This is a genomic window from Deinococcus sp. LM3 (assembly GCF_002017875.1).
Taxonomy (GTDB): Bacteria; Deinococcota; Deinococci; order Deinococcales; family Deinococcaceae; genus Deinococcus.
In genome coordinates, this window is record NZ_MUFV01000002.1 from 53359 (window position 1) to 71554 (window position 18196).

The 18196-nt window shown below is 72.3% G+C and carries 8 protein-coding genes; 4 read left to right on the top strand and 4 right to left on the bottom strand.

Annotation, left to right across the window (positions count from 1 at the left end; all coding sequences use genetic code 11):
* The first annotated feature begins 62 nt into the window (after positions 1 to 62).
* Positions 63 to 347, top strand: a complete 285-nt coding sequence (locus BXU09_RS14585; protein WP_078305086.1) for a hypothetical protein — start codon at positions 63 to 65, stop codon at positions 345 to 347.
* Between the two features lie 148 nt (positions 348 to 495).
* Here BXU09_RS14585 and BXU09_RS14590 read toward each other — a convergent pair whose 3' ends face one another.
* From BXU09_RS14590 to BXU09_RS14605, 4 genes are all read right to left on the bottom strand, one after another.
* The gene (locus tag BXU09_RS14590; RefSeq protein ID WP_078305087.1) at positions 496 to 3018 is read right to left on the bottom strand and encodes a hypothetical protein; all 2523 of its coding nucleotides are present in this window, start codon (positions 3016 to 3018) and stop codon (positions 496 to 498) included.
* Positions 3018 to 7973 carry a DUF11 domain-containing protein gene (locus BXU09_RS14595; RefSeq protein WP_078305088.1) on the bottom strand — a complete coding sequence of 1652 codons (4956 nt, stop codon included), beginning with the start codon at positions 7971 to 7973 and terminating at the stop codon, positions 3018 to 3020. The genes BXU09_RS14590 and BXU09_RS14595 overlap by 1 nt, the downstream gene beginning before the upstream one ends.
* The gene (locus BXU09_RS14600; RefSeq protein ID WP_078305089.1) at positions 7970 to 10720 is read right to left on the bottom strand and encodes a DUF11 domain-containing protein; all 2751 of its coding nucleotides are present in this window, start codon (positions 10718 to 10720) and stop codon (positions 7970 to 7972) included. Before BXU09_RS14600 ends, BXU09_RS14595 begins: the two co-directional genes overlap by 4 nt.
* A gap of 340 nt (positions 10721 to 11060) precedes the next feature.
* Positions 11061 to 13856: a DUF11 domain-containing protein gene (locus BXU09_RS14605; protein WP_078305090.1), complete on the bottom strand. Its 2796-nt coding sequence runs from the start codon at positions 13854 to 13856 to the stop codon at positions 11061 to 11063.
* A 466-nt stretch (positions 13857 to 14322) separates the two neighbouring features.
* On the opposite strand from BXU09_RS14605, the gene BXU09_RS14610 reads away from it, so the two are divergent.
* From BXU09_RS14610 to BXU09_RS14620, 3 genes are read left to right on the top strand one after another with little or no spacing between them, the layout of a single operon-like run.
* The gene (locus BXU09_RS14610; RefSeq protein ID WP_078305091.1) at positions 14323 to 14919 is read left to right on the top strand and encodes a 2Fe-2S iron-sulfur cluster-binding protein; all 597 of its coding nucleotides are present in this window, start codon (positions 14323 to 14325) and stop codon (positions 14917 to 14919) included.
* Positions 14916 to 15881: a xanthine dehydrogenase family protein subunit M gene (locus BXU09_RS14615; RefSeq protein ID WP_078305092.1), complete on the top strand. Its 966-nt coding sequence runs from the start codon at positions 14916 to 14918 to the stop codon at positions 15879 to 15881. Before BXU09_RS14610 ends, BXU09_RS14615 begins: the two co-directional genes overlap by 4 nt.
* Complete coding sequence (locus tag BXU09_RS14620; RefSeq protein WP_078305093.1) at positions 15878 to 18085, top strand: xanthine dehydrogenase family protein molybdopterin-binding subunit; 2208 nt, start codon at positions 15878 to 15880, stop codon at positions 18083 to 18085. Before BXU09_RS14615 ends, BXU09_RS14620 begins: the two co-directional genes overlap by 4 nt.
* Positions 18086 to 18196: the final 111 nt, after the last annotated feature.

Sequence of the window (18196 nt, forward strand, 5' to 3'; positions counted from 1 at the left end):
CCGGCAGCGGAGGCCGCCCGGTTACGGCGCCGTCATACGCGGCGCTGCCCTATGCTGGGCGGGTGGAACTGCTGCTCCTGTCCGCCCTGACTGGTATCGCCCTGCTGGCTGTCCTGATGTTCTGGCGGGCGAGGCGAGCCCCCGCGCCTCCAGCCGGTGACGCGGAACTGAGCGCCGCCCCGCGTGAGGCGCCGTCGGCGCTGGAGCAGCAGGTGCTGGCGCGGCTGGCGGGGGACGGCGCGCGCCTGGAGCGGCTGCTGGACCTCGTGCGGCAGCAGCACCCGGACCTGCCGCGCGAGGGACTGCTGGCGCAGCTGCAGGCGCAGATGAACGAGAACGCCAGCTGATACGGATTCCGTTTGTTTCGCTGACAATCCGGGACTTCACCGGATTGCCAGCTCCACGTCCGGAACCCGCCCCGCTCCCACTCGCATCCGCTCGGATTGAAGGGTCTTTATAGCCCCTTCAATCGGAGTCCGTATGAGCTGAGCGGCCTCAGCGGATCTGCACGCGGTAGCAGGCGCTGCCCTGCTCGCCGCCGCCGAGCGTGCCGACCGTCACGCTCAGGCGGTTGCTGCCCAGTGTTCCGGCGTCGGTGTCGGCGGCGCTGCTCAGGTTGCTCGCGTCCGTGCCGGGCGTGGTGGTCTGCCCGGCCTGCACGGACGCGCCGCGCACCAGCCGCACGCCCTGACCGGGGCCGTACCCGTCCCCGAGGGGCTGCGTGAAGAACGGAATGGGGTCGGTGATCACGACCTCGCTCAGGGTGCCGGTTCCCTGGTTCAGGTAGTTGATGCAGTACTCCAGCTGCTCGTTCACGCCGCCGGTGCTGGCGTTCAGGCTGAACGGACCGCCGGCCGTGACGTTCCGCACGAACTTGACCAGGGTCAGGCTGCCGCCCTCGCCGCCGCTCTGCCCGATGACGGTCGTGTCGGTCAGCGAGGCCGTGCGGGTCGCGCCGCCGGTCGTCTGCTGCGCGGCCAGGGTGACGGTCTCGGTCAGGCCCTGCGCCAGTCCGGGCGGGACGAGCACCTGCACGAGCAGGTTCACGTCGGCGGGCGTGCCGTCCGGGCGTTTCGGGAAGGCGTCCGTGACGGTCAGGGTGCCGGTCGTCTGTCCGGCCGGGATGATCGCCGCGTCGCCGGGGTCCACCTGCCCGTCGCCGTTCACGTCGTGCCACAGCAGGTACTGGAAGCGCGCGCCGGGCGGGCGGGTCAGGCTGAACGTGACGGGGCCGGTCACGCCGGGCGTCAGACGGTGCGGGTTCGTGACGGTGGACGGGCTCTGCGTGGTCCGCAGGGCGCTGCTGACCAGCGCGAACGGCGTGACGGTCACGCTGGCCGTCGCGGTCTGCGCGCCGTACACGGTGGAGGTCCGCACGCCGTCGTTGAAGGTCGCACTCACCTGCGTGGGCAGGATGGTGTTCGTGTACGTCCCGCCGGGCAGGCTGGCCGGCAGGGTCACGGGCAGGCGGACGCTGCAACTCGCCCCGGCGCGCAGGGTGGTGCCGCCGACGCTCAGGACGCCTCCGGCCGTGCCCACCGTGCCGCCGCAGGAGTTGCTCTGCACGCTGCCCAGGGTCAGGCCGGTCACGCCGGTCGTCTCGGCCACGCGGTCCTCGAAGTTCAGGCTGGTGGTGTCGGCGCTGTTCGGGTTGGTCAGCGTGACGGTCAGGGTGGTCGTCTGCCCCGGCAGGCGCAGCGGCGGGTCGAAGGTCTTGGTCACGACGAGCGCGGTGTACAGCGTGGCGGTCGCGGATTCCTGCACGACGTCCGCGCTGGTGATGACGGTGCTGCCCACGATGGTGTTGCGGTACGTGCCGGGCTGCGGAACGGTCACGTTCACCTGCAGGGTGCAGCCGCCCACCGGGATGTACGACCCGGCCAGGAAACGCAGTTCGGGCGGGGTCGTGTCCCTGAGGACGATGCGGCTGTTGTCGCAGGTGCCGCTGATGTTCGGCGTCGCCGCGAAGGTCATCTGCGCGGGCGTGCTGGGCAGGCGGTCCACGAGGTCGGTGTACAGCGCGATCGGGCCGCGGTTGTTGTTCCCGACCGTGATGGTCAGCCGGCTGGTCCCGCCGGCGGCGCTGACGAACGGCGGTTCGAACACCTTGCTGAGGGTGGGCCGGTCGGGGATGACGTTGCACGACGCGAGGTCCACGATGCCCTGGTTGCCGTTCTCGATGTTCGTGGCCTGCCCGTCCGAGGTCATGGTGTACACGGCGCTGCTCGTCGAGAGGTAGAAGGTCTCGCCGACGACAGTGGTGCCGTCCGGCAGGGTCCGGAACGGTTCGATCGCCAGGCCGTTCACGGTGCTCAGTGGCGTGCCGCCCACGCGGATGGGCACGATCCGGGCGGGGTCCGCGACCAGCTGGTCGCTGATGGCGACGAGGTGACTGCCGACTGCGCCGCCGTTCAGGCTGCCTTCCACGATGATGTACAGCTGGTTGCCCGCTCCCAGCACGATGTCCCCGTTGGTGGTGGTGCTCTTCACGAACGAGGGCGGGAACGTGATGGGCGTCGGGCGCGAGATGACCCCCCCGTCCGACGTGCGGAACACCGAGACCAGTCCGTAACTGTGGTACACGTACATGCGCCCGGTCTCCTCGATGGCGCTGCCCACCAGCGACCCGAAGGTGTTGTTGTTGTTGACCAGGTCGGGGCTCTGGCCGACCCGCGTGGTCTGCCGCGTGACCGGGTTGTACTTCAGCAGGGTGCCGGTGGTGCGTTCCACGTAGTACAGCAGGCCGTCGACCGGGTTGATGGAACTCGCGTTGTACTGGTAGGCGGTGCCGGTCCCCACGGGCGCGTCGTTGATCAGGTCGTACGCGGCGGTGGTGCCGCTGACGGTGTTCAGGAACAGGTGCCGGGACTTCCCGCCAGAACTGGCGTTCGGGTTGGCGGTGGCGTAGATGGCCGTGCAGTAGCTCGGGGCGGCGGCGGCGGTCCCGGCCAGCGCGGCGAGCGCCGGGACGATCAGGCGCAGGGCGCGGCGGGACAGGAGACGGAGGGGAGCGCGCATCAGGGAGTGTCCTCGGTGGGGGGAGTGGGAGAGGGTTCGCCGGGCTGCGGTGCAGGGGTCGGTGCGGGGGTCTTCGTGAGTCCGCTCAGCAGGTCGCCGAGGCGCTCGTCGGCGCTCAGGTCCAGCCGCAGGTACGCGCCGCGCCGGGTGGGTTGCGTGCTGATGGAGTCGAAGCCGGTCAGGTTGTAGCCCAGCGTGAGCCACGTGCCGGGCAGGGCGCGGTAACTGCCCTCCACGCCGGTGGCGGTGCGGACCACGCCGCTCAGGGGCTGCACCTGGGTGTGCAGGGCCGCGCCGAGCGCGAAGCGGTCACCCAGGTAGTACGACCCGCTCAGGCTGGGCTGCACGGTCAGGCTGCCGGGATCGCCGGGCGTGGCGCGCGCCGCCAGTCCGCCGCGCACGGCCCAGGTGGCGGCGTGGTACGCCAGTTCGGCGCTGCCGCTGAGGGTGCCGTTCCCGGCGCTGCTGAGACTGCCGCGCTCGAAGCTGCCGGTCAGCAGGCCCTGCCACTGGTTCTTGCGGAGCGCGCCGCCCAGCGTCAGGCGGTCCCCGCGTGACGGGCCGAACTCGCTGAGGGCGCTGGCGCTGAGCGTCACCTGATCGTTCACGCGCAGGGCGGCGCCGCCGCGCAGCACGGTGCGCAGCTGCCCGTTCTTGACGGCGAAGTCACTGCCGGCCGAGGCGCTCAGGCGGGTGTCCTGGTAGCGCAGCGCGGCGTTCAGGTTGAATTCACGCGCCGGGTCGGGTCGGCCCGCGCCGGGCAGTTCCTGCAGCAGGCCGCCGCCCAGCGAGGCGCTGAGGTTCGGCCCGAGCGGCAGGGTGGTGTCCGCGCCGAAGCGGGCGCGGTTGCCGCCGCCGCCAGCGGTGGGCAGTTCGTAGGCGACTTTCAGGTTCGTGCCGCCCAGCCGGGATTCCAGGCCCAAGCTGAGTGCCTGACCCGGCGTGGCGCTCCCGCCGGGCCAGGTGACGGCGCCGCCCAGCGTCGCGGCGACCTGCGTCGTCAGGGCGTAGCGGGCGCTCAGGGTCGTCTGCGGGCTGGCGTTTCCGCCGACCGGCTGGGCGTGCGTGACGTCCACGTCCAGCGGCGCGGCGTGGTACCCGGCGCTGGCGGTGAGGCTGGTACCGGTGGTCGCGCCGAACTGCTGCCGGACGCCCAGCCCCAGCGTGACGGGTTGCAGGTTCACGTTCAGGGCGGCGCTGACCTGTCCCTGCGTGCTGCGCGCGCCATCGCTGGTGGGCGCGTCGTGGTACTCGCCGGCCAGCGCCGCGCCCAGCGAGCGGCCCAGCGGCACGGTGGCGCTGACGGTGGCGTGCGTGCCGGGCTGCGTGGCGTTCAGTCCCGCGTAAGCGTCATCCTGATGCGAGACGCTCAGGGACGCGCGCGTGCCGCCCGGCAGCCGGCCCTGCGCGGCGGCGCTGAGCAGCACGTCCTGCCCGCTGACCGCCGCGAGGCTGGTGACCTTCAGGTCCGGCGTGTCGTACCCGGCGCGCGCGGCGGCCGTCAGGCCCGCGCCGCTGCCGGTGCCGGGCAGGCTGACGGCGGCGGCGCTGGCACTCAGCGCGCCGCGCTCGACGCGGACCTCGGCACCGAAGGCCAGTTGCCGCTCGCCGCTGCCTTCCAGGCGGTAGCTGACGCGCAGGGCCTGCGTGACCAGCAGGCCGCCCTCGACCGTCACGGCGCTCAGGGGCCGCGCGAGGGTCAGCAGGCCCGCCGGGCCGTCCAGGGTGTAGTCCAGGCCGCGCTCCAGGCGGCGTTCGGTGTCGCCGTCCGGGCCGCTGACGAGCAGGTCCACCGTCTCGCTGCCCGGCACGGCCGCGCCGCCCAGCCGCAGCAGGCGCGTGCCGTCCGGCGTGACCGTCTCGGTGCGGGTGGCCACCGGCAGGGCCGCCACGAACCCGCTGACGGTGGGCGCGCCGGGCGCGCCCTGCGTGACGACGCTCAGCGCGGTCGGCAGGCCCGGCACGCTCAGGGTGCGGACCGGCGCGGGCGCCTGCATGTACGCCACCGTGAAGTCCGGGTGGTCGTAGCGGAACGCGACCGGGTCGAGGCCGCTCAGCGGCACGCTCGCGGCGCTGCGGTCCCCGTGCGCCGCGTACAGTCCGGCGTACGCCTCGGCGGCGTCCAGGCCGTCGCTGTTCGCGGCGGCGATCAGGTGCCCGTCGCCCAGCGGGGCTTCCAGCGTGCCGCGCGCCGTGACGGTCAGGCCCGCGCCGCTGACGGTGGCGCTCAGCAGGCCGGTCGCGACCGCGTTCCGGCCGGCCTCCAGGCGCTGCGAGGCCCGGATGGGTTGCCCGTCACCCAGGTCCGCCTCGACTTCCACGCGCACGGGCGCGGCCTGCGGCGCGAAGGTCAGTTCGCCCTCGCCGTCTTTCAGGCGCACCTGGTACCCGGCTTCCAGCGGGTTGGCGTCCGGCGTGGTGGGTTCCAGCGACGTGCGGACCGTCAGGAACGGCAGCGCGGTCGTGACCCCGCGCTCGTCCACGGCCTGCACGCGCAGCACGACGGGCGTCACGCCGTCCGCGATGACCTGCTCGCCCAGCACGCGCAGGTTGGTGGTGCGGCCCGCCAGCGTCACGGTCGTCCGTTCGCCCAGCGCCTCAATCACGTTCCGGCCGGGCGTCAGGCGCACGCCGACGTACTCCAGGCGCTGCATGTTCGTGCCGGGGTCGAAACTGCGGGTGCCGATCAGGCTGCCCGGCAGGTCCACGCCGTTCAGGGTCACGTCCAGCGGCACGTCCGCCGGTCCCTGCACGATCACCGTCACCTGGTCGCGGTCCCGGTACACCTGCCCGTCCGGCGGGGACTGGATGGCCTGATCGGTGCGGACGGCCGGGGCGTCCAGCGGGCGCGCGGCGGCCAGGTCGCCGGGGTCGAGGCGGCCGCGCAGCGTCTCGCGCTGTCCCTGGCCGTAGGTGGCGACCAGCGTGGGTTCGGGCAGTTCGGGCAGCGGCGCGTCGTGACGGGCCGAGTACCGCAGGTCACCCGGATGGGCGGGCAGCGTCCAGTACAGCGTGCCGCCCGGTCCCTGCAGCGGGTCCGGGATGGGCCGCGCGTCGTAGCGGGCGCTGCCCGGCAGGTACTCCGCGCCGTCCGGGAGGCGCTGGGCGTAGATCAGGCCCTGCCCGGCGCCGGTGCTCGTGATGCTGGCGTGAATGTCGCTGATCCGCGTGACGGGCGGCAGCGCGGCCGGGGGCGCCTCAGGCGCCGGTTCGGCTGGCGTGGGGGCGGCGCTGGGAGTGAGGGCCGGGCTGGCGACGGGCGCCGTGCTGGCGGGCGCGGGCGGCGCGGCCACCACCAGCGGCTCCACGCTCAGGTTGCCCTGCGCCGTCTGCGTGTCCGCGCAGTCCGTGACGAGTTCCGCGCCCAGCGAGACGGTCCCGCCAGTCGCGTCGACCCGCGCGCGGTACGTCAGGGTGCGGGCCTCGCCGGGCCGCAGCGTGCCCTCGAAGTCCGGGCTGTCCAGGGCGGTCAGGCTCTCGCCGGGCGTGTCGCTCAGCAGGTACGGGACGCTGTCCTCGCCCGCGTTCGTCAGGTGCAGCGAGACGGTGACGGTGTCGCCGGGCCGCGCGGCTGGCAGCGCGCCGCGCCGCAGTTGCAGCGCCGCGCGGTGCGGGCTGACCTGCACGGTCGCCGCGGCCTGCGTGCCGGGCAGGGTGGCCGTGACGCGCGCCTCGCCGGGCCGCTCGGCCTGCGCGACGACTTCCAGCGTGGCGGGCTGCCCGGCCTGCGCCGCGCCCTGCAGGCGGGTCGGGGTCAGGGCGCGCAGGCCGCCTGGCAGGACCACCTCGACCGGCGTCCTGACCACGCCGTCGTAGTCGGTGCTGGCGACCGCGTGGAAGGTGACCACGTCGCCCACGCACACGGCCGGGCGGTCCTGCGTCAGGGTCAGCTGCACCTGCGGGCGCACCTGCACCGCCACGTCCGCCAGGCCGTCCTCGGGCACCGTGACCTGCCGGGGGGCGTCCACGACCGTGCCAGGCGGGGCGGTGACCTGCAGGTCCAGGGTGCCGGCGGGCCGCTCGGCGGTCCACTCGCCGTCCACCGGGACCGCCTCGCCGTCCAGGGTGACGGTCAGGCTGGTGGGGCTGATCTCGCCGCCCGGCTGCACCAGCTGCGCCTGCACGCGCACCTGCCCGACCCGGTCGGTCTGCGCGAGCGTGATGCGCTGGTCCGCGCCGCCCCGGTTGAAGGCCAGCCCGACGGTGTTCGAGTACTGCCGCGCGCCCTCCGGCTGGCGCAGCTCGACGCGGTACGTGCCGGCGGCCGGCAGCGGCAGGTCCACCCACTGCAGCGGTCCGCTGATCGGCAGCGGCGTGACCACGCCGCTCGCGTCGATGACGCGCACGTCCATCTCGCCGGGGCCGTCGCCGTCGTACAGGCGCAGGCGGTCCCCGGCGCGGGCGTTCAGGGTCAGGGCGGGCGTCCAGGCGGCGCCGCGTACCGTGACGTTCACGCGCGTGGCGCTCAGGCTGGCGGCGTCCGCCTCGATGCGCGCCGCGAAGGTGTTCTTCCCGCGTCCCTCGCTGCTCACCCGCAGGGTGTACGTGCCGGGCTCCAGGACGCCCTCGAAGGCCGTCACCCAGTCGCTGGGGGCGTCCGGGGCGCGCAGCGTGCGGACGGCCTGCCCGTCCGGGCCGAGCAGCGTGAAGGTCGTGACGACCGCCGCGCCGCCGTACTGCTCGTCGCCCACCGAGTCCGGCTGGCGGTAGTCGCGCGGATCGAACGACGCCGAGTACAGGTCCAGCCGCACCGGGCCGCGCTGATGCACCTGCAGGTTGAAGGTGTCGTCCCCGACCGCCCACTGCAGGTCCTGGCCGACGCTGGTGACGGGCCGGCTGGTGCGTTCCGGGTGCGGTCCGCTCCCGCTCAGGCGGGTCAGGTCGGCGTCCTGCGCGAGCGCGGCGCCGCCCACGCCCAGGCTCAGCAGCGCCAGCACGCGCGGCCGGCGGCTCACGGGAGCCTCCAGCGCAGGAACGGATCGGTGCCGGCCTGTTCGGGCGTACCGCTGAAGGTGAAGGTGTAGGAGATCGTCATGGAGCCGCCTGCGAAGTCTACGGCGAAACCGGCCTGCCCGGACGTCAGGACCGCGCCGGCCGGGAGCGGGTCGGCCACCTCCAGGCCCGGCACGGCGCGCGGCGCGCTGAGGGTCAGCTGCGCGGCGTACCGGTCGTCACCCAGCCACGTGAGTTGCTTGCGCAGCGTCACGTCGCCGCGCGTGACGGTCGTGCTGCGCACCGAGTGGGCGTCCCCGCCGGCCGGCGCGAGCGGGAAATCCACGCTCGTCAGGTTCAGGACCATCACCGAGCGGCTGCCGGGCAGTCCGCCGTCCTGCGGGACGCTCAGCGGCGCGTTCCGCACGCTCTGCGGGTCGAGCCGCAGCGCCTGCTGGCCGCGCGGGACGGCCGCGAAGTGGTACCGGCCGGCCGCGTCGGTCAGCGCGCTGCGCCCACCGGCGAGCAGCACGCGCGCCCCGGCGACCGGCGTGTCGAGGTCCGGCGTGAAGGTCCCGTCGCGGTTGCGGTCCACGAACACCTGACCGTTCAGTTCCGCCTGCGCGGCGAACACGCCGGGCTGCACCTGCACGCTGGCGCGCGCCTCGCTGCTGCGGGTGACCGCGCCGTTCGGGGCCTGCATGCGCGCTGAGGCCACGTTCACCTGGGTCGGCGCGGCGTGCGGCGTGACCCGCATGGCGTACGTCAGGGTGCGGGTGCCGCCGGCCGGCATGGCCGCCACGGGCCACAGCAGCGCCCCGCCGGGTTGCGGCTGCGGGTCCGGGCCGGGCTGGCCGTCCACGGTGGCGGTGCCCGGCAGGTACGTCAGGCCGGTGGGGGGCGTGTCCAGCAGCGTGCCGCCCTGCAGGGCCGCCACGCGGCTGGCGTTGCGCAGCGTGACGGTGAAGGTCACGCGGTCCCCGACCACCACTGCCTGCGGGGTCGCGGCCTTGCTCAGCAGCAGCGCGCTGGAGTACACGTTCGACGGTGCGGGCGCACTGGCGACCGGGCTGGGCAGTTCGTCCGATCCCAGCGAGAAGGTGTTCTCCAGGCGGGTGTCGTCGGGCACGTCGGCGTTCACGCGCGCCTGCACGGTCACGCTCAGGCGGCCGCCGGGCGTCAGGGCCGGGAGGCGCCACGTGACGGTCCGCGTGAACGTGTCGAAGGTCCCGCCGTCCGAGGCGCTCACGAAGGTCAGGCCGGCCGGCAGCGTGTCGCGCAGCACCACGTTCGTGAGCCCCGACTCGTAGGGGTTCACGGCGCTCAGGGTGTACGTGAGCAGCTCGCCGACCGGGACCGTCCCGGCGGGTGTCACGGTCTTGAGCAGTTCCGGCGTGCGCGGGTCCACCAGGGTCAGCAGGTTCTCGGTGTGGTTCGGAGTGGCGCCCAGTTCGCTGCTGGCACTCAGCCGCACCCGCGCCGAGACGCCCTCGCGGGCCGTGACGGTCAGGCAGGCCTGCACCGACTGCTCCTCACCGGCTGCCAGCGGCAGCGGCTGGGGCAGCGCCGCTCCCTGCGCGTCCCGCCACACGATCAGTCCGCTGCCCAGCGTGAACTGCCCGCCCAGCGTGAACCGGTCGGCGACGTTCCCGGTGTTGCGGACCGCGTGTGTGAAGCACGTCGCCTGCCCCTGCACGCCGAAGGTCCGGGTCTGCCGGTCGTCGGCGCTGTCCTCGCCGCCCGGTTCGGCGGCGGCGTTCCCGGCCGGGCCGATCAGGACGCCCAGGCGGGGGCGGATCAGCACGGACGCCTCGGTCTTCAGCGGGGGAACACCCGGCGTCTGACTCAGGTACGCGGTGTTCACGCGCTCACCCGGCCGGGCGTCGGCGGCGGCCTGCATGCGGAACGTCAGGTCCGTCACCTGACCGGGCCGCAGCGGCGGCAGCCGCCACGACAGGGCGCCGGTGTCCGCCCCGGCCGCGACCGACAGCCGGCCCAGCGGGTTCGCGGCGCTGCCCGGCACCAGCGTCAGCCCCTCGAGTTCCGGGATGCTGAGCAGGTCGCTGACCTCGGCCTCGCCGCTCGGCTGTGATCCAAGGTTCCGCACGCGCAGCGTCACTAGCGTGCTCTCACCGGGGCTCAGCACGGCCGGCGTGAACTGCTTCTCGATCTGCAGTTCCGCTCCGCCGCTGACCTGCACGGCCGCCACGTTGTCCGTGTCGCTCGCCGCGCCGTCCGCGCAGCCCGCCGTGAGGCCCATGAAGGCCGATCCCATTGCCCCGGCCGGTGCCTGCACGATCAGCAGCAGGTCCGCGGCGGCGTCCACCGGCACGTTCAGGTCATGCACGACCGGTTCGCCCAGGTCCAGCAGGCCGTTGCCGTTCACGTCCCGCACGACCCGCGCGCCGCCCGGCATGAAGGCGCTGCCCGGCGCGACCTGCCACGACAACACGAAACGGGCCGCCACGTTGCCGCTGTTCACCAGCCGGTACGGCAGGACGCTCTCGCCGCCCGGCGCGATCCCGACCCGGTAGGCGGGCGCGGCGGCGCTGCCGTCCGGCGTGACGTTCAGCGCGCAGCGCGCCCGGACCAGCGTCTCGACCGGGGCGCTCAGGTACAGTTCACCGGCCGCCGTGGCGCTCGCCTGGTTGCTGATGACCGTGCCGGCCGGAGTTCCGGCCGCGCCCGCCAGCTGGCCCAGCAGGGTCAGCAGCGTCGCGAGCAGCGCCGCGCAGCGGCGGGAAGGGGTAAGAGCAGATTCAGAGGGCACGGGCGGGACTCCTGGGCGACCGGCGGTGGCCGGGGGAAGGGAGCGCGGTGATCGGCGCGGAAGGGAAAACGGAAACGATCAGCCGGAGCGGAAGGTCATGCAGCGGCGCCGAGACATTGGAAATCAGTGGGCGCAGCGGTCTGGAACGGTCAGGGGGGGGAGGGCGGAAGAAAAAGGGCAGGGGAGCAGCAAAAGGGGCACAGTCAAATCGGAGGCGTTTCTGGCAAATCAGAGGCGTTTCTGGTGTTGTGGAGTGGGGGCGTGGGCGGCGCGCAGAGGGCCGCCCGGCCCCCGGAAGGGCCCGCTCCCCGAAATCGGGTGGGAGCGGGCCGGCCGGGCTTCAGTTCACGCGGACGGTCATGGTGAAGGTCACGCTCGCGCCGCTGCTGAGGCTGGTCTCGTCGGTGTCGATGATGTTGTTGCCGTTCGAGTCCACCGCGAATTCCACCAGCGTGCCGGCCGTCTGCGCGACCGGCGCGGTCGCCACGGACGTCCACCCGCCGCCGGCGATGCGGTAGAAGCCGCCGGTGGGGCCAGTCACGCCGGCCAGGACGGTGTTGGCGGGCACGGTGTCGCGCAGCACCACTTCCGTCAGGGTCTCGGTGGACAGGTTGCGGGCGCTGAGGGTGTAGCGCAGGTACTCGCCGGGGAAGGCGTCCGCGCCGCTCTTGACGGTGTTGCAGCTGACCAGCACGCCGCAGTTGTCGACGGTCTTGTCGATGGCCAGCTTCCCGCCGACCACGCGGGTGGTGTCGGTCACGCTGGGAACTCTGACATTCGGATCGCGGATCACGGCTTCCCTGGCGACAGCCGTCAGCGTCAGCTGGTTGACGCTGTCAGTGGGCGCGCCGGCCGGCACGTTGATCTTCACGGACAGCGTGACACGCTCTCCCGGATCGAGGGTGGCGGGGCCGCTGCTGCCCAGCAGGTTACGGGTGGCCGCGTCGCTGAACGCCGAGCTGATGGAGGCGAAGAAGGTGGTGCCGTCGAAGGAGTACAGGTACGTCCAGCCGGTCGTGGCGCCGGCCGGCGTGCTCGTGAAGGACAGGTCGGCCGGGCCGAAGGAAGTGTTCCCGTCGTTCTGCAACTGGTGCTCGTACAGGGCTGTGCCGGGGCTGGTGGTCGTGCCGCTGCGGTCGGGCGTGAGGGCCACGTCGTAATCCTGCAGCACGGTGACGGTGTTGTTGGTGTCGGTGCCGCTGGTGTTCGTGACCGGGCTCTGGGCCGTCTGGCTGACGGTCACCGGGCCGGGCAGCGCGTTGTCGGGGGTATTCACGACGGCCAGCAGCTTGATTTCCTGTCCGGGCTGGATGGTGCCAGTGTTCGTGATGGGGCCGGCGGCCAGTTCGTTCGGGTCGAGTTCACCGTCGCCGTCCAGGTCCTTGTAGTACACGACCGAGACCGGCACTGGCAGACCGCCGCCGCTGACCGGGAAGGTCACAGTGCCGCTGAGGTTATAGTTGTCGACCTGCGCGCCGTTGTTGCCGACTTCCATGGGGAACACGGCCTGCATGCCGGGCATCACGGGCTCGTTGCCGGGCGTGGCGGGCGTGCCGCCGTTGCTGCTGCTGGTGTCGCCGATGCTGACGCTGGGCGCCGTGACCGTCCCGATCCGGTCGGTGGTGGTGTCCTTCTTGCTGGTGTCGACCGAGCTGGTGGCCGTCACGACGACGCTGCCGCCGTTGGCGTCCGCGCCGCCCTGGGCGGGCACCCGCACCCGCACCTGAATCACGGCCGTCTGGCCGGGCGCCAGCGGGCCGCTGTCGGGCACGCCGTCCCCGTCGGAGTCGGGCAGCGGCACGCCGTCACGCAGCAGGTCGACGGTCGTGCCGGCCGGCAGGTCCGAGAGGGCCGCCGTGAAGTCGAACACGTCGGTGCTGTTGCCGGTGTTGCGCACCGACTGGGCGAAGGTGACGCTGCTGCCGGCCGCGAGGGACGCCACGGTCTGCGTGTCGGCGTTGTCGGGCGTGACGGTCAGGCCCTCGGCGGTCGTGTACGCGGCGCCGGTGGTGGTATCGGCTGCGCCGAGCGGGTCGCCGTTCGGGCCGATGGCGACGGCGGCCGTGGCGGCCTTGGTCACGTCGGCGGTGTTCGAGGAGGTCGTGGTGGTCGTGCCGGTCGAGCCGGTGTACGTGACGGTCGCGACGTTCGAGTACGGGTTCTGGCCGTTGGTGGGCGCGGCGGACGCCGGGATGGTGACCGTGAAGGTCATCTGCACCGACTGGCCGGGCGCGACGCTGCCGAACAAGGCCTGCACCTGATCGCTGGCGTTGCCGTCACCGTCGGTGTCGGGGTAGGTGACCGTGCCGGTGGTGGGGGAGATCACGGCGCTGCTGGCCACGACGACCGAACCGGTCGGCAGGGTGCTGGTGGCGCTGATGATGTCGTCGGCCAGGATGACGTTGCTGGCGGCCTGCGTGCCGGTGTTGGTGGACTGCACGCGGTACACGACGGTCAGGTCACCGTTGGATTCGGTGGTGGTGGACACGACGCTCTTGCTGACGCTCAGGACGGCGTCCTGCACGACGTTGACCTGCGAGTAGTTGGTGCTGCCGCTCACGCCGTCGGTCTTGGTGGCGTCGAAGGTGCTGGTGGCGGTGGGCTGCGTGATGACCTTGTTGACGCTGGTGGCGCTGGCCGGGACCTGCAGCACCACGAAGAACTTCACGGCGCTGTCGGCGGGCACGTTCTGGAACACGGATTTCCCGCCGCTCTGCGGCAGGGCGACGCGCTCGCCGGGCTGCAGGATGCCGTCGCCGTTGGCGTCGATGTACACGACGCGCGTGGCGGGCGCGACGGTGTTCGTGACGCTGGAGTCCACCATGGTGTCCACGAGGAAGGAGTCCGTGCCGTTCCCGGTGTTGGTCAGGGTGTACGGGAAGACCACTTCGGCGCCGGGCACGGCCTGCTGCTGCTGGCCGGGAGCGGCGGGCGTGCCGTCGGGCGAGATGGTGACGCCGCCGACCTGCTTGACCAGGGTGCTGACCTGGTTGCTGTTCGCGTCCAGCCTGGTGCCGGTGGAGTCGCGGTAGGCGGCGCTCGCCTGGTTGGTGATCTGCGTGCCGGCTTTCGTGCCGGCCGCGGAGGCGACGCCCAGCGAGAGGAAGGCAGCTAACAGTAACGCGTGGTGTTTCATGGATCTCCTTGAAATGAGGTGGGGTTCGGAACTTGCGTGGTCGTCTCGGGTCAGTCCCTGCTGCGGTTCCACACGGCACCTGCTACACGGCTTCACCTTAATGACAGCTTTCTTACACGCTTCTCACATGAAGTCGGGTACCCCCAATGCGCGAAGAACCTCACACCTGCCGGGGATTTTCGTGAAAAACCTCGCACGTTTGCTGCCATGATTCTCATGTTGCATTGCGCGTCTCTGTGAACGACAGACCCTGGGCCGGCGGCCTGATCCCACCTCCGACCGGCGGGCTGACAGGCAGCCTTCAGGGCAGACCGCGCCCCCACCGGCACGACCATGAACCGCACTTCACGAAAATGCCGCGTACGCGGAGTGCCGGCCCCCCATGCTGCGCAGTGAACGAACCGCCCCCGCCACCCAGTGGCCGCCCGCTCCATCCCGCACCGCTCCCCTCCCGGAGGAATCACCCATGACCCCACCCACCGCTTCCCAGGGGGCCGCGCCCTCAGGCCAGCCCCGGCCGGACCCGGCCCAGCTGCCCGTCACCCTCACCGTCAACGGGCAGGAACGCACCCTGAACCTGGACCCGCGCGTGTCGCTGCTCGACACCCTGCGCGAGCACCTGCACCTGACCGGCACCAAGAAAGGCTGCGACCACGGACAGTGCGGGGCCTGCACGGTCCTGCTCGACGGTCAGCGCGTCCTGAGCTGCCTGACGCTGGCCGTCATGCACGACGGTCAGGAGGTCACGACCGTGGAGGGCCTCGGCACACCGGACGACCTGCACCCGCTGCAGGACGCCTTCATCCGTCACGACGGCTACCAGTGCGGATACTGCACGCCGGGGCAACTGTGCTCATCGGTGGGGACCCTGGACGAGATCGCGCGCGGCGTGCCCAGTCACGTCACGGATGACCTGAACGACGTGAGCTTCAGCGCCAACGAACTGCGTGAGCGCCTGAGCGGCAACCTCTGCCGCTGCGCCGCGTACCCGAACATCATCGCGGCCGTCAGCGAGGTGCAAGCCGCGCAGAATGGGGCCGCCACGCAGGAGGCCGCGCAGTGAGGGCCTTTACCTACGAGCGGGCGACCACGCCCGAGGCGGCCGCCGGGGCGACCCTGGCCGAGGGCGCGAAGTTCATCGCGGGCGGCACGAACCTCCTCGACCTGATGAAACTGGACATTGAGCGCCCTGAGCATCTGGTGGACATCAGCCGCCTGGAGCTGAACGCGGTTAAGGACACCGCGGACGGCGGGCTACACGTGGGCGCGCTCGTCACGAACACCGACCTCGCCAGCCATCCGCGCGTGAAGGCCGACTACGCGGTGCTGTCGCGCGCCATCGTGGCCGGCGCGTCCGGGCAGATCCGCAACAAGGCCACGACCGGCGGGAACCTGCTGCAACGGGCGCGCTGCGCGTACTTCTACGACACCAACCTGCCGTGCAACAAACGCGAGCCGGGCAGCGGCTGCGCGGCCCTGACCGGCCTGAGCCGCCCGCTGGCCGTGATCGGCACGTCGGACGCCTGCATCGCGCAGCACCCGTCCGACATGGCCGTGGCGATGCGTGTGCTGGACGCCCGGGTAAACACCCTGCAGGCCGACGGGACCCGACGGGCGCTGGCGCTGGACGACTTCTACCGCCTCCCGGGGGACACGCCGCACCTGGAAACCACGCTGGAAGCCGGGGAGCTCATCACGGGCGTCACGCTGCCCCCCCCGGTCGGCGGCACGCACGTGTACCGCAAGGTCCGCGACCGCGCGTCGTACGCGTTCGCGCTGGTGTCGGTCGCCGCGATCGTGAACGGCCGGGAATCCCGCTTCGCGTTCGGGGGGGTTGCGCCCCGCCCGTGGCGTGTGGAGGAAGCCGAGGGCGCCGCCGGCAGCGAGCCCGAGTCGCAGGCACGCGCCGTGATCGACGCCGCCTTCGCAGGCGCGCGTCCCACCGAACAGAACGCCTTCAAGATCCCACTGCTGCGCCGCACCCTGAGCGCCGTGCTGGCGCAGGCCTCCGGGGAGGAGAAATGAAGTTCGATCAGCCCGCCACACCCAACCCCATCGATCAGGAGCGCGTCGTCACGCGCCCGCACACCCGCATCGAGGGGCCGCTGAAGGTCACGGGGCAGGCGCCCTACGCCTACGAGTACCAGCTGCCCGAGGCGCCTACGTACGGCTTCGTGGTCGGCGCGGGCATCGCCAGGGGACGTATCACGGCGATCGACACGGCCGCCGCCGAGGCCGCGCCGGGCGTGCTGCTGGTCCTGACGCACGAGAACATGCCCGCGCAGGGTGAGTCCGACACGCCGGTCCCGCAGCAGGACGAGGCGTCCCCACAACTGGCCGGGCCGGAGGTCCGCCACTACCACCAGGCGGTCGCGTTCGTGGTCGCGGAAACCTTCGAGCAGGCCCGCGCGGCCGCGCACCTGATCGAGGTCACGTACGAGACCGCGCCCGGCCAGTTCACGCTGGCGGACACCGTGGAAGACGGCCAGGAACCGGACGACGCCGCCGACAGCGTGGTCGGGGACTTCGAGGAAGCCTTCGGTGCGGCCGAGGTCACGGTCGACCTGACCTACACCACGCCGGACCAGTCGCAGGCGCCGATGGAACCGCACGCGACCATCGCCCACTGGGACGGCGAGGGGCTGACCGTACACACCGCGCATCAGGTCGTCCACTGGGTCAGGCGGGGACTGGCCATGACGCTGAAGATCCCGCAGAAGAACGTCCGCGTGATCAGCGCGTACGTGGGCGGGGGCTTCGGCACGAAACTGCTGTTCTTCTCGGACGCGGTGCTGTCGGCCGCTGCCGCGAAAGTGCTGGGCCGCCCGGTCAAGACGACCCTGCAACGCCCGCTGATCTTCAACAACACCTCTCACCGCGCCGCGACCATCCAGCGCGTCCGGCTCGGCGCGGACCACGCCGGGAACCTCTCGGCCGTCGGGCACGACACCTGGACCGGGAACCTGCCCGGCGGGGACAGCGAACCCGCCTGCGAACAGACGAAGTACCTGTACGCCGGCCCGAACCGCCAGATCCGCACCCGCCAGTCCGAACTGGACCTGCCGCCCGGCGCGAGCATGCGCGCGCCCGGCGAGGCCGTCGGGATGCTCGCCATCGAGGGCGCGATGGACGAACTCGCCGAGAAACTGGGCGTGGACCCGGTCGAACTGCGCCTGATGAACGACGTACAGTTCGACCCGGAGAAAGGCCCGAAACGGCCGTTCTCGTCCCGCAAGCTCGCGCAGTCCCTGCGGACCGGCGCCCGGGCGTTCGGGTGGGAGGGGCGCCCCCGCACGCCGAAAGAACGCCGTGAGGGCGAGTGGCTGATCGGGTACGGCGTGGCCTCCGCGTTCCGCACGAACCTCGTCAAACCGTCCGGCGCGACCATCCGCCTGGAACCCGGCGGCACCCTGACCGTCGAGACGCAGATGACCGACATCGGCACCGGCAGTTACACCATCCTCGGGCAGGTCGCCGCCGAGATGCTGGGCCTGACCCTGGAACAGGTGCAGGTGCGTCTGGGCGACAGCGAGTACCCGGCGTCCAGCGGGTCCGGCGGCTCCTGGGGCGCGAACAGCGCGTCGGCCGGCGTGTACGCCGCCTGCGACGCGCTGCGCCGCGACCTGGCGGCAAAGGCCGGGTACCCGTACGCGAACGCCGTCTTCCGCAACGGGAAGGTCTGGCAGGGCGCCGAGTGCACCGAACTGAGCGACCTCGCCGGTAAGGAAGGCGTGAGCGCCACCGGCAGCATGACGTACGGCGACCTGGACGAGCAGTTCGCGCAGGCGGGCTTCGGCGCGCACTTCGTGGAGGTCCGCGTGAACGCCTGCACCGCCGAGATCCGCGTGAACCGCGCCCTGAGCGTCGTCGGGGCCGGACGCATCCTGAACCCCATCACGGCCCGCAGCCAGTGCCTGGGCGGCATGACCATGGGCATCGGCTCGGCGCTCATGGAGGAACTGCACGTGGACCACGACCTGGGCCTGTTCGTGAACCACGACCTCGGCGAGTACCACGTGCCGGTCCACGCGGACATTCCGGACATGGACGTGATCTTCATCGACGAACTCGACGACGCCTCCAGCCCGCTGCGCGCCAAGGGCCTCGGGGAACTGGGGATCAGCGGCGTCGGTGCGGCCGTCGCGAACGCCGTGTACAACGCGACCGGCGTCCGCGTGCGCGACTTCCCCATCACGCTCGACAAGATCCTGGCCGGCTGGGACGACTGACGGCCGTGTTCAGGGGCCGCCGGGGGGACGCCTCAGGGCCTCTGAACCAGGCAGAGCGGCTTCCGGGTGTGTTCTCTCGCACCCGGAAGCCGCTCCTCTTCTGTCTGCCCG